Here is a 12,356-nt window from a genome sequence, read left to right as displayed (position 1 = left end):
CCACCGCAAGGGGAACCACGATGACCGTCTTCACCACGCCCGAGCCGATCACCGCCTGGGTCACCACCGCCGGCGCCCGCGTCCGGATCGCCGCGAGCGAACGTCCGGACACCGTGGTGCGGGTCGAACCCGTCACCGGCGCGAGCGAGTCGGACGTGAAGGTGGCCGAGCAGACCGAAGTCGCCTTCGCCGGCGGCGAGCTCACGGTCAAGACGAACAAGCCGGGCGCCCGGACCGGGTCGGTCGCCATCACGATCGAGCTGCCGGCCGGGTCGGCGCTGGTCCTGGAGACGGCCTGGACCGACGTGCACGCCGACGGCCCGCTCGGTGCCTGCGAGCTGGACGTCGCGTCGGGCCGGCTGGAGCTCGGCCACGTCGGCTCCCTGCGCGGCCGCCTCTCGGCCGGCGACGTCGCGATCGAGCACGTCGCCGGGACCGCCGAACTCGACGGCGGCACGGCCGGCGTCCGGCTCGGCGAGGTCGGCGGACCGCTGCGGTACGTGGGCTCGAGCGGGCAGGTGTGGGTCGGCCACGCCCGCTCCGACGTCGACCTCAGCGGCTCCGGCGGGAGCTTCACGGTCGACCGCGCCGACGGCGGCGTCTTCGCCGAGGCGGCGCGCTGCCCGATCCGGATCGGGCGCCTGACGAGCGGTCCGGCGGACCTCACGAACGCCGCCGGCGGCATCGAGATCGGCATCGCCGCGGGCGCCACCGCGTCGGTGGACGCGGACAGCACGAAGGGAACGGTGCGCAACTCCCTGCCGGAGCACGCGGGCGAGTCCGCGGACCCGGTCAAGGTCCACGCCCGCACCCGCCTCGGCGACATCGTCATCCACCCCGCGGACGCCTGAGCGGGATCGATTTCCGGAGAACGCCGCGGCCGGCACCCCGTCCGGCCGCGGATTTCCCAGGGTTCTCCCAGAACCTCCCAGGAACCGGCCAGGACGGCGGGCCAGGCTCGCCGCCATGACGACCATCGAGATCCGCGGCCTGACCAAGCGATACGGCCCCGACACCGTCGTGGACGACCTGACGTTCACCGTCGAACCCGGGCAGGTCACCGGGTTCCTCGGCCCGAACGGGGCCGGCAAGTCCACGACCATGAAGATGATCCTCGGCCTGGCCGCGCCCACGCGGGGTTCCGTCACCGTCGGCGGCCGCCGTTACCGCGACCTTCCCGTGCCGCTGACCGAGGTCGGCGCCCTGCTCGACGCGGGCGCCGTCCACGGTGGCCGGAAGGCGCAGGACCACCTGCTGGCCCTCGCGGTGAGCAACGGGCTCCCCCGCCGCCGGGTCGGCGAGGTGCTCGCCCGGACCGGGCTGGACAGCGTGGCGGGCAAGCGCGCCGGCGGGTTCTCCCTCGGCATGCGCCAGCGCCTCGGCATCGCGGCGGCGCTGCTCGGCGACCCGCGGGTGCTGATCTTCGACGAGCCGGTCAACGGGCTCGACCCCGAAGGCATCCGGTGGATCCGCGACTTCATGCGCTCGCTGGCCCGCGAGGGCCGCTCCGTGCTGGTGTCCAGCCACCTCATGAGCGAGATGGCGCAGACCGCCGACCACCTGGTCGTCATCGGCCGGGGCCGGCTCGTCGCCGACACCGCGGTGAGCGAGCTCGTCCGCGGCGAAGGCACCGTCCTCGTCCGGACGCCCGATCCTGGCTTCACACGCCTGCTCACCACCGCCGGGGCCACCGTGCGCGAAGGCGCCGAGGCCGCGCTGGTCGTCTCCGGCATGACGAGCACGGACATCGGCAAGCTCGCCGCCTACCACGGGATCCCGCTCGCCGAGCTGACCCCGCAGCGCGTCTCGCTCGAAGACGCCTTCATGGAGCTGACCAAGGACAGCGTCGAGTACGAAGGAGCGAGCGCGTGACTTTCGCCCACTCGGTCCGCGCGGAGTGGATCAAGCTCCGCAGCTTGCGCTCGACCTGGTACACCCTGGCGTGCCTCTTCGCGGTCGGCCTCGGCATCACGGCACTGGCCATGAACGCCGCCGGGAAGACCTACGCCGAGGACCCGCAGGCCTGGGACCCCACCAACCGCAGCCTCACGTCGTACATCGTCGCGCAGCTGATCATCGGGGTGCTGGGCATCCTGGTCGTCACGTCCGAGCACGCGACCGGGCTGATGCAGACGTCGCTGATCGCCACGCCCCGCCGGCACCGGCTGCTGGCGGCCAAGGTGGTGGTGGCCGTCGCCGTCGCCGTGGTGGCGGGCCAGGTGCTGATGTTCGGCGCGTTCGTCCTCGGCCAGACGGTCCTGGCCGCGCAGTCCCTGCCGCACGCGGGGTTCGGCGATCCCGGGGTGCTCTCCGCGGTGACGGGCGGCGGGCTCTACCTCGCGGCGATCGCGTTGCTCGCGGTCGGGCTCGGCACGCTCATGCGGGCCACCGCGGGCGCGCTCGCCACCCTCGTCGGGATCGTCTTCCTGGTGCCCGCCCTCGCCGGCCTCTTCCCGGCGTGGCTGCGCGAGCTCTTCTTCTACTGGCCCACGCTGGGCGCGTCCGCGGTCTTCAAGACGGTCCCCGACCCGGACTTCCCGCATCCCTGGCTGAACCTGGGCGGGATGTGCCTCGGCGTCGCCGCGGTGCTGGCGGCCGCGTTCGTGGTCTTCCGGCGCCGGGACGTCTGATGCGGGAGGTGTCCCGGGGCTTGGTCGCCGCCGTCGCCGCGCTGCTGACCATGGCGGGCGTGGCGGCGGCCGGCCTGGCCCTGCTCGGTGCCGGCCGGTTCACCACGGCGGTCGTCGCGCTGGCCGTCGGCGGCACGGTGGACGTCGAGGCGGTGCCGGCGGGCGGGCTCCCGGTGGCCGTGCACGGCGGCCTGCGGGCGGTTCCGCTCGGCGTTTCCCTCGCGGGCGCGGTGGTCCTGGGGTGGCTGCTGCTGCGCCGCGGCGAGGAGGGCCTGCTCGTCCGCGGTGCCGCGGCGGCGGTGTCCTTTGTGGCCGGTGTGGCCGGAATCGCTTTTCTGACAACGGGAAAGCTGCCGGAAGCCACCGGCGGACTGCGAGGCTGTGTTTCCGCCGGACCCCGGGTTCCGTTGTCCGGCCACCTGGAGGCCGGGTTCGCCGTCGCCGTCGGCCCGGCGGTGCTGGGTGCCGCGGTCTGGGCGCTCGTGGTCGTCGGCGTTTGCCGGCTCATCACGCGGTTTCCCGCTGTCGCGAAGGGTTTTCGCGCGGTCCGGTGGCCGGCGGCCGGGCTCGTGGTGGTGTGCCTGGCCGCCGCCTGGACGTTCGGTGGTGCCGCGGCCGCCGGCGGGGTGCTGCTCGCCCTCCCCCAGCTGGCGACCGGCGCCGCGCTGCTGGGGCTCGGCGTGCCGTGGACGGTGGACCCCACGCTCCCCTGCGTGCCGGCGCCCGGGTACTTCACGCCCGGGCTCTGGGTGTCCGGCGCGCTCCTGCTGGCCTCCGTCCTCGTCCTGGTCCTCCGCCGCGGTCGCCCGCTGCGCCAGGCGGCGGCCGTCAGCGCGGTCGCGGGTGGCGTGGCGGTGGTCATGACACTGCTCTCGCGCGTTTCGGCCGACGTCTCGGTGTCGGCGTTCGGCTTCTCGGTGCCGGTCCTGGACGTGCGGCTCACCGCGAACCCGCTGCTCGCGCTCGCCGCCGGCGCACTCGCCGGGTTCGCCGTCAGCCTGCTCGCCGGCGCGATCTCCGTATCCTCGCGGGCATGGAAAACCTCGCGGGCACGGAACCGATGAGCGCCGAACGGCTGCTGGTGGTCGACGACGAAGCCACCGTCCGCGAGCTGCTCTCCGCCGCGCTCCGGTTCGCCGGGTTCCGGGTGACGTCCGCGGCGACGGCGGGCGAAGCCGTCGCCGCGGCCACCGCGGAGCCGCCCGACCTGGTGCTGCTGGACGTCATGCTGCCGGACATGGACGGCTTCGAGGTGGTACGGCGGCTGCGCGAGCGGCACCAGCCGGTGCCCGTCCTGTTCCTCACCGCGCGGGACGGGCAGGCCGACAAGGTCACCGGCCTCTCGCTGGGCGCCGACGACTACGTCACGAAGCCGTTCGACCTCGCGGAGCTGATCGCGCGGATCCGCGCGATCCTCCGCCGGACCGCGGGGCACCCGGCCGACATGCTGGCGGTCGGCACGCTCACCCTCGACGCCGAAGGCCATCAGGTGACGCGCGCGGGGCGGCCGGTCCGCGTGTCCGCCACCGAGTTCCGGCTGCTGCGCTACCTGATGGAGAACGCCGGCCGGGTGGTGTCCAAGGCGCAGATCCTCGACCGCGTGTGGCGCGACGACTTCGGCGGCGACGCCAGCATCGTCGACACCTACATCTCCTACCTGCGCCGGAAAGTGGACACCGAGGAGCCCAAGCTCATCCACACCGTGCACGGCGTCGGCTACGTGCTGCGGGAGCGCCGGCGGTGAGGCGGCTGTCGCTGCGGGCCCGGCTGCTGCTGCTCACCGCGGGCCTCCTGCTGGCCGGCCTGACCCTCGTCAGCGCGCTGGTTTCCGACCAGCTCGAGCGCTTCCAGCTCGACCGGCTCGACGGCCAGCTGCGCTCGATGACCGAGCTCATCTCGCTCGCGGCGGGGCCGCCGCCGGCCGCGAGCCCCGTCGTGCGGCCGGACCTGATCGACCCCGCGCTCGACCTGTTCGGCACCCCGTACGTCGTCTACCTCGACGCGGGTGGCGGAGTGGCGGGCGGCCTGCACTCCTCGCGGGTGGCCGGCGCGACGCTGCCGCCGCTCGACGCGTTGCGCACGGTCCCCCACGACGGGACGGCCGTCGACCTGGACGCCGCCGACGGGTCGGAACGCTGGCGGGCCGTCGCGCGGCCGGCCGTCCGCTGGGGCGGGACGGTCGTTTCGGCCGCCCCGCTCGCCGGCGCCGACGCCACGATCACCCAGCTGCGCGTGAGCAGCCTGGTCACCGGCGCGGGGTTGCTCGTCGTGCTGACCGCGGCCGGCTGGTTCGCCCTCGGCCGCGGTCTGCGGCCGCTGCGCCGGATCGAGCACACGGCGGCCGCGATCGCCGGCGGCGACCTCACCCGGCGCGTGCCGGTCCTCGCACCGCCCGGCACGGAGATCGGGCACCTGGCGGCGTCGCTCAACACGATGCTCGGGCAGCTGGAGGAGGCCTTCGCCGACCGGGCGGCGTCCGAGGCGCGGATGCGCACGTTCGTCGCGGACGTCAGCCACGAGCTGCGCACGCCGCTGTTCGGCATCAAGGGATCGACGGAGCTCTACCGCATGGGGGCGCTGCCCGGAGCGTCCGATGTGGACGAAGCGATGCACCGCATCGACCGCGAAGCCACCCGGCTCACGGCGCTCACCGAGGACCTCCTGCTGCTCGCCCAGCTCGACGAGGCCCCCGAGGAACAGCTCGACCGCGCCCCGATGGACCTGCGCACCCTGGCCGGCGACGCCCGCCACGACCTCCGGGCGCTGGATCCCTCTCGCGAGGTTTCCCTGACCGGGCCGGGCGGAGTCGGAACACCGGGCCCGGCCCCGGTCGACGCGGACGAAGCCCGGCTGCGCCAGGTGGTCACGAACCTGGTCGGCAACGCGGCGGCGCACACCCCACCGGGCACCCCGGTCCGCATCGGCGTGGGCACGGCGGAGGGCCGCGCGGTGCTCGAGGTGGTCGACGAGGGCCCGGGGATGACGGCCGAGCAGGCGGAGAAGGTGTTCAACCGCTTCTACCGGGCCGACCGATCCCGCACCCGAACGGGCGGCGCGGACGCGGGCCTGGGGCTGTCGATCGCGCGGTCCCTGTCCCGCGCCCACGGCGGCGACGTCGAACTGGAGACGGCCCTCGGCGAAGGCGCCTGCTTCCGGCTGGCGTTGCCATTGCTCTAGACGTCGACGTGGGAGCCCGTGCACGGTCGAGGTCGGCAGACCGAGCCGGCCACCGATCTGGCCAGTGCCGCCAGCGCCGTATCGGCGAGCCCCACGTCGCGGCCGTCCTGGTGGCGACCAGCCCTGCGAGTCGCCGTCGCGACCGGCCGTCACCGATCACCGCTACACGTCGACGTGGGAGCCCATGCACGGTCGAGGTCGGCAGACCGAGCCGGCCACCGATCTGGCCAGTGCCGCCAGCGCCGTATCGGCGAGCCCCACGTCGCAGCGGTCCTGGTCGCGACCAGCCCTGCGAGTCGCCACCAGGACCGGCCGTCGCCGGTCACCGCTACACGTCGACGTGGGAGCCCATGATCACCGTGCGGTCCCGGGGCAGGCCGAAGTACTCCGCCGCGTCCGCTGTGATGTACGACGTCGCGATGAACAGGCGCTTGCGCCAGGCCGCCATCGTCGGCTCGGGGCCGCGCTGGAGCTCGATCTTGGACAGGAAGTACGACGCCTCGTCCAGCCGCAGGCGGCCTTCGGTCTGCGCCGGGTCGAGCAGGGCCAGCGCGCCCGGGACGTCCGGGGTCTCCATGTAGCCGTACCGCGCCGTGACGAACACGATGCCGTCGTGGGCGTGCCCGAGGTCCGCGACGCTCACCCGTTCCTCGGCCGGCATCCGTGGTACCGGCTCGGTCTCCAGCGACAGGATCACGACCTGCTCGTGCCGGACGTGGTTGTGCTCGGCGTTCGCGCGCAGGGCCAGCGGGGCGGTCCGGCCGCCGCGGTTGAGGAACACCGCCGTGCCCGGGACCCGCTGCACCGGGGTTTCGTGCAGTTCCTCGATGAACTCCGGCAGCGGGCCCTCGCGACGTTCGCGCTCGGCCGTGACGATCCGGCGGCCGCGCTGCCACGTCGTCATGATCGTGAACGCCGTGAGGCCGATCAGCAGCGGCAGCCACGCGCCGTGCACGAGCTTGGTCAGGTTGGCCGCGACGAACAGCAGGTCCACGGTCAGCAGGACGGCCGCGCCGGCGCCGAGCAGCCAGCCCGGCGTCCCCCACCGCGTCCGCGCGACGTAGAAGAACAGCAGCGTCGTGATGGTGATCGTGCCGGTCACCGCCATGCCGAACGCGAACGCCAGCGCCGTCGAGCTGCGGAACGCGAAAACCAGCGTCAGCACCGAAACCAGGAGCAGCCAGTTGATCCACGGGACGTAGATCTGGCCCCGCTCGGTCTCCGACGTGTGCGCGATCCGCAGCCGGGGCAGGTACCCGAGCTGGGCGGCCTGCGCGGCGACCGAGTACGCGCCGGTGATGACCGCCTGCGACGCGATCACCGTCGCCGCCGTCGCCAGCACCACCATCGGCAGCCGTCCCCAGCTCGGCACGAGCAGGAAGAACGGGCTGCTGATGTTCGCCGGGTCCTCGAGGATCAGGGCGCCCTGCCCGAGGTAGCTGAGCACGCAGGCGGGCAGCACCAGGAACAGCCAGCCCCGGGTGATCGCGCGCCGGCCGAAGTGACCCATGTCGGCGTACAGCGCTTCGGCGCCGGTCACCGAAAGCACGATCGCCGCCAGCGCGAAGAACGCGATGCCGAAGTGCCCGGCCATGAACCCGATCGCGTACGTCGGCGAGAGCGCCTTCAGGATCTCCGGGTGCCCGGCGATCCCGGCGATCCCGCACGCGCCGACCACCCCGAACCACGCGATCATGACGGGCCCGAACGCCCGCCCGACCGCCGCGGTGCCGCGCCGCTGCACCAGGAACAGCCCGATGATGATCACGGCGGTGATCGGCACGATCCAGGCGTCGAGGTCGTCCGAGACGAGCTTGAGGCCCTCGACCGCGGACAGCACCGAGATCGCCGGGGTGATCATGCTGTCGCCGAAGAACAGGGCGGCGCCGAAGATGCCGAGCCCGGCCAGCACCAGCGCGGTCCGGCGCCCGCTCGGCTCGCGCACGCGCCGCAGCTGGGTGATGAGGGCCATGATGCCGCCCTCGCCGTCGTTGTCGGCGCGCATGGCCAGCAGCACGTAGGTGACGGTCACGATGATCATCACCGACCAGAAGATCAGCGACACCACGCCGAACACGTTGTCCGCGCTCACCGGGACCGGATGCGGGTCGCTGGGGCTGAACACCGTCTGCAGCGTGTAGATCGGGCTGGTGCCGATGTCCCCGAACACGACGCCGAGCGCGCCGATCACCAGGCCCAGGCGGACGGTGTCCGCCGTGGTGGTCTTCCCGTTCACGTGCTCCTCCTCGGCGCCGGGCACGCCGGACCCTACTGGCCCGCTCCGGCCGGACGCCGGTTTTCGCGCCGGGGCGCGGAGGAGTTCACGCGAATTTACGGAATCCTAGCGCCGCTTCGCACGCAGGTAGCGCCGCGGATGGACGACCCAGTAGAAGTTCAGGTCGTACCCCCAGCCGAAGGCCTTCGGGGTCCAGAGCCGCCGGTCGCCGGGGTTCCAGACGCGGGCCCGCAACCGGCCCGCCGTGGGCGGCCGCCAGTCGTACGGGACGCCGGCCGCGTGTCCCTGGGGCTCGAGCGGCTCTTCCGTTCCGGCCATCGTCATCACCTTCCCCGACCAGGGTGTACCCGCGGGTGATCAGCGGTCAACCGGCGGTCGGCCGTTCGCCTGGTGACGCTCCGGGCCCAGGGCCTCGACCAGCTCCGCCACCCGGTGGTGGGCCTCCAGCGGGTGACGCAGGCGGCTTTCCGGGTGGATCGTGTAGTGGTTGCGCCGGCCGACGCGCTCGCGCTCGACGTAGCCGTCCGCGATCAGGTCCGCGAGGATCAGCTGGACGCCACGCTCGGTGATGCCGACGCGCTCGGCGATGTCGTGCAGCTTGTGGTCCGGGTCCTCCGCCAGGCACAGCAGAACGTGCGCGTGGTTGCTCAGGAACGTCCAGCCGGCCATGCGGGCAGCATAGCCGTCCACACTTGACAGACGAAGCACAGTTCGTCATTCTGGAGGAGACGGAGGGGAGTACCCGCCCGGTCCGGCATCGTCAATCCGGCTGCCACTGCGCAGACCCGGTGCCGGCACCACCTTCGGGTGGTCGGGGAGACCTCCGGTTCGCGACCGAACCGGAGGAGTGTGCTGTGACCGTCCCCATCTGGGCCTGGGCCGCCGTGCTGGGCGTCATCCTGCTGATGCTGGCCGTCGACCTCTTCGCCCACCGCAAGGCGCACGTCGTCGGCGTCCGCGAAGCCCTGACCTGGTCGGGTGTGTGGGTCGCGCTGGGTGTCGCGTTCGGCGCCGTCGTGTGGTGGGTCTGGGGCGCGGAGCTCGCGGGCCAGTACTTCGCCGGCTACGTGATCGAGAAGTCCCTGGCCGTCGACAACGTCTTCGTGTTCGCGATCATCTTCGGCTACTTCGCCGTGCCCCGCGAACACCAGCACCGCATCCTGTTCTACGGCGTCATCGGCGCACTGGTCTTCCGGGCGGTGTTCATCGCGGCCGGCTCGGCGCTGCTGGCGAGCTTCGCCTGGATCCTCTACGTGTTCGGCGCTTTCCTTGTCCTGACGGGCATCCGGATGGCGCTGCACCGCTCGGAGACGGTGGACTACGAGCGGAACGTCGTCCTGCGCGCGTTCCGCCGGCTCGTCCCGTCGACGGATGTCCACCACGGCAAGAAGTTCCTCGTCCGCGAGGCGGGCCGCTGGGTGGCGACGCCGCTGCTGGCGGTGCTGGTGCTGATCGAGGTGACCGACGTCGTCTTCGCGGTCGACTCGATCCCGGCGATCTTCGCCGTGACGCAGGAACCGTTCCTGGTGTTCACCTCGAACGCGTTCGCCATCCTCGGCCTGCGCGCCCTGTACTTCCTGCTCGCCGACCTCATGCACCGCTTCGTCTACCTCAAGCTCGGCCTGGCGCTGGTCCTGGTCTGGGTCGGCGCGAAGATGCTGCTGCTGGAGATCTGGAAGATCCCGACAGCGCTTTCGCTGGGCGTGGTCGGCCTGATCCTCGCGACGGCGGTGGTCGCGAGCCTGCTCAAGACCCGCACCGCCGCCGTCGGCCCGCCGCCGACCTAAGGGATGTCTCGTAACACGGTGTCGGGCTGTCTGGTCCAGTGGTTGATCCTGTCGGTGTGGTGCAGGTGATCACAGCGTCGCAGCCCCTCCGGCATCGCCGAGACTCACCGCAAGGTCCGTGCCCGCGTCGAGCACGTCCTGCCCGGATGAAGAACTTCAAGATCCTTCGCGACTACCGCCGCGCCGCCGCCGTCGGCCCGCCGCCGACCTAGCGGGCGGCCGGGGTGGTCCGGCGAGCCGGACCACCCCGCGCCGGTCACGCGCCCGGTGCCGGCCGGGCCACCGCCCGGGCGAAGACGTTCCGCAGCAGCTGCTGCACCGCCGGGTCCACCCGGATCGCGCCGTTGAACGTCAGCGATGACGTGCTGAACACGAAGCCGCCGCCCGGGAGTTCCTTGCAGACCATGGCCGCGCCCGCCCGGTCGGTCGGGTTCGTGCCCTGCGCGATGACCGCGGACGGCGGCACTTCGCCGTCGAAGCCCTGGAGCGTGTCGAACTCCCACGCGCTCGCCGCGCCGTTGCGGCCGTCCGCGCCGAACTCGTCGCCCACCGACAGGCCCGTGCCGGCCAGGAACGGGTGGTCGTGCAGCACCTCGTACGGCGCGAACGTCATCCAGCCCTCGTACTCGAAGTTGACGCCGAGCAGCTGCGACTCCGGCAGGTCGTAGTGGTCGAGGAACAGGTCGCGGCTGCCGTCGGCGGCGCGGAACGTCAGCTTGGTGCCGTCGGTGTTGAACTCGGCCCGCTCGTAGATCTGGTTGCCGCCCATGGCGATGACGCTGCCGCCCGCCGCGATGTAGTTCGCCAGGTTGGTGCGCATGGTCATCGAGAAGTACTCGGGGTGCGCGCCGAGCACGATCGCGCTGTACGACGGGAGCCAGCCGCCGGTGTGCAGGTCGCGGTCGGTGTAGCAGTCGAACCCGATCTGCTCGCCGCTGAGCCACCGCAGCAGTTCCAGGTCGCTCCACAGCTCGTTGTCGTACTGCCCCTTCGGCGCGATCAGCCAGTCGTAGCTGGGCCGCAGGAACGAGATCACGCGCCGGACGCCGGGCTGGCCTTCGGAGTACTGGTCGTGCCCGCCCCAGCCGTTGTAGGCGTGGTAGGTGTTGGTCGGCAGGACCACCGCGATCTTCTGCGCGGGTGCCGCCGGCCGCACCACGAACGGGATGTGCTGGACCCGGCCGAACGGCCCGGTGAACCGGGCCGAGTACACCCCGGACGGCCAGCCGGCGGGGATGGCGACGCCGTAGCGCTCGGCCCAGCCGCACCCGGCCGAGCGGTAGTTCGACGGCAGCGCCTGGATCCCGCCGGTGACGGTCGTCGTGCCGGTGACGGCCGTGGGCGTGTCCCCGCCGGGCACCACGCGCACGAGCTGCGCGGTGACCGAGCCGAACGCCGTCGACAGCGCGATGGACACCCGGCCGCCGGCGGGCACGCTCTGCCGCTGCGCGTACCCCTGCAGGCCGGCGCTGCGCTCGATGGTGAAGCCCTGGCCGACCAGCTGGCCGGTCGAGTTGTTGATCCACTGCGCCCCGCCGTCGATGTCGACGGTCTGGAAGTTGGTCATCCGCAGCTCGATGAGGTCGCCGTCGTCACCCGGCACGGTCGAGTGGTCGATCCGGACGAGGTAGATGGCGCCGTTGGCGACGCCGGTGAACAGGTCCCGGCGGATGAGCTCGAACCAGTCGCTGTCGCCGATCACGATGGGCGACCCGTCGTTCGCCCAGCCCTCGCCGTCGCGGTAGCGGAACCAGGTGAGCGCGCCGGTGCCGCCGACGGCGTAGATGACGTTCCCCGTGTCGGCGAACAGGTAACGCGCGACGTTGAACCCGCCGCCGAGCGCCTCGGGCGTCTCGAAGGTGCCGTTGATCCGCCGCGACCGGTGGAGGACGCCGTCGGCGTCGACGCACCAGATGACCCCGCCCGGGCCGCCGAAGATCCGCGGGTAGGCGTCGAACCCGGTCCCGACGACGACGCCGGTGCCGCCGTTGGCCCAGGAGCCCGCGCCGGTCTCCAGGTCGGTGACGATCCGCTGGTAGTACAGCACGGTCCCGTCTCCGCGAACGCCGTAGAGGACGCCGCCGGTGTCGCCGAGCACCGTGACGAAGTCCTGCCACCCGGAGCCGATCTGCACCCCGAAGCCGCCGCCGGCCCAGTCGAACGCGGCGGTGGACCAGCCCTTGTGCCGGAACCAGTACAGCGCCCCGTCCGCCTGGACGCCGTAGAGGATGCCGTCGCCGCCGCCGACGAACCGGCTCCACCGCTGGTGCGGGTCGGCCGCCGAGACCGCCGCCGCGGCGGCCGCCGGCATTTCGTTCGCCCGTCGGTAGCCTTCGGGCACTTCGGCTTCGCTGATCGGAAGTTCTTCACGACCGGTGATGAATCCCATGCTCACCCCCACGCTTTCGGCGTACGCCCCTCGCGGACGCCTACCTCTCAAGCGCACGAGAGGCCGTGGAGGTTTACACGATCGGGTGACGACTACCCGATAAGCGCAACCGTGGGTGGCGATCTGCGCCGGTAGTC

At 72.5% G+C, this 12,356-nt stretch carries 11 protein-coding genes; 7 read left to right on the top strand and 4 right to left on the bottom strand.

The window, feature by feature from the left end; all coding sequences use genetic code 11:
* Positions 1-20: 20 nt before the first annotated feature.
* The 6 genes from ACZ7OU_RS27795 to ACZ7OU_RS27770 all read left to right on the top strand — a co-directional run bounded on the left by ACZ7OU_RS27795 (position 21) and on the right by ACZ7OU_RS27770 (position 5,807).
* Positions 21-851, top strand: coding sequence for a DUF4097 family beta strand repeat-containing protein (locus tag ACZ7OU_RS27795; protein WP_470257367.1), 831 nt, complete (start codon positions 21-23; stop codon positions 849-851).
* A gap of 115 nt (positions 852-966) precedes the next feature.
* Positions 967-1,872 (top strand): ABC transporter ATP-binding protein, encoded by a 906-nt coding sequence (locus ACZ7OU_RS27790; protein ID WP_470257366.1) that lies wholly within the window; start codon positions 967-969, stop codon positions 1,870-1,872.
* Positions 1,869-2,630: an ABC transporter permease gene (locus tag ACZ7OU_RS27785; protein ID WP_470257365.1), complete on the top strand. Its 762-nt coding sequence runs from the start codon at positions 1,869-1,871 to the stop codon at positions 2,628-2,630. Before ACZ7OU_RS27790 ends, ACZ7OU_RS27785 begins: the two co-directional genes overlap by 4 nt.
* The gene (locus ACZ7OU_RS27780) at positions 2,630-3,694 is read left to right on the top strand and encodes a streptophobe family protein (protein WP_470257364.1); all 1,065 of its coding nucleotides are present in this window, start codon (positions 2,630-2,632) and stop codon (positions 3,692-3,694) included. The genes ACZ7OU_RS27785 and ACZ7OU_RS27780 overlap by 1 nt, the downstream gene beginning before the upstream one ends.
* Positions 3,664-4,374 (top strand): response regulator transcription factor, encoded by a 711-nt coding sequence (locus ACZ7OU_RS27775; RefSeq protein WP_470257363.1) that lies wholly within the window; start codon positions 3,664-3,666, stop codon positions 4,372-4,374. Before ACZ7OU_RS27780 ends, ACZ7OU_RS27775 begins: the two co-directional genes overlap by 31 nt.
* Entirely contained in the window at positions 4,371-5,807 is a 1,437-nt protein-coding gene (locus ACZ7OU_RS27770) for a sensor histidine kinase (protein ID WP_470257362.1), read from the top strand. Before ACZ7OU_RS27775 ends, ACZ7OU_RS27770 begins: the two co-directional genes overlap by 4 nt.
* Positions 5,808-6,135: 328 nt before the next feature.
* Here ACZ7OU_RS27770 and ACZ7OU_RS27765 read toward each other — a convergent pair whose 3' ends face one another.
* From ACZ7OU_RS27765 to ACZ7OU_RS27755, 3 genes are all read right to left on the bottom strand, one after another.
* Positions 6,136-8,043, bottom strand: coding sequence for a potassium transporter Kup (locus ACZ7OU_RS27765; RefSeq protein WP_470257361.1), 1,908 nt, complete (start codon positions 8,041-8,043; stop codon positions 6,136-6,138).
* Between the two features lie 105 nt (positions 8,044-8,148).
* A complete protein-coding gene (locus ACZ7OU_RS27760; protein ID WP_470257360.1) occupies positions 8,149-8,361 on the bottom strand; it encodes a DUF5808 domain-containing protein in 213 nt (70 codons plus the stop codon).
* Positions 8,362-8,400: 39 nt separating this feature from the next.
* The gene (locus tag ACZ7OU_RS27755; protein ID WP_470257359.1) at positions 8,401-8,712 is read right to left on the bottom strand and encodes a helix-turn-helix transcriptional regulator; all 312 of its coding nucleotides are present in this window, start codon (positions 8,710-8,712) and stop codon (positions 8,401-8,403) included.
* A 185-nt stretch (positions 8,713-8,897) separates the two neighbouring features.
* Here ACZ7OU_RS27755 and ACZ7OU_RS27750 point away from each other — a divergent pair, with 185 nt between their 5' ends.
* Complete coding sequence (locus ACZ7OU_RS27750) at positions 8,898-9,830, top strand: TerC family protein (RefSeq protein ID WP_470257358.1); 933 nt, start codon at positions 8,898-8,900, stop codon at positions 9,828-9,830.
* A 256-nt stretch (positions 9,831-10,086) separates the two neighbouring features.
* Here ACZ7OU_RS27750 and ACZ7OU_RS27745 read toward each other — a convergent pair whose 3' ends face one another.
* Entirely contained in the window at positions 10,087-12,219 is a 2,133-nt protein-coding gene (locus ACZ7OU_RS27745) for a N,N-dimethylformamidase beta subunit family domain-containing protein (protein WP_470257357.1), read from the bottom strand.
* Positions 12,220-12,356 lie beyond the last annotated feature (137 nt).

The organism is Amycolatopsis sp. NPDC114505 (assembly GCF_055633615.1).
This window is presented reverse-complemented; position numbering and strand designations above follow the sequence as displayed.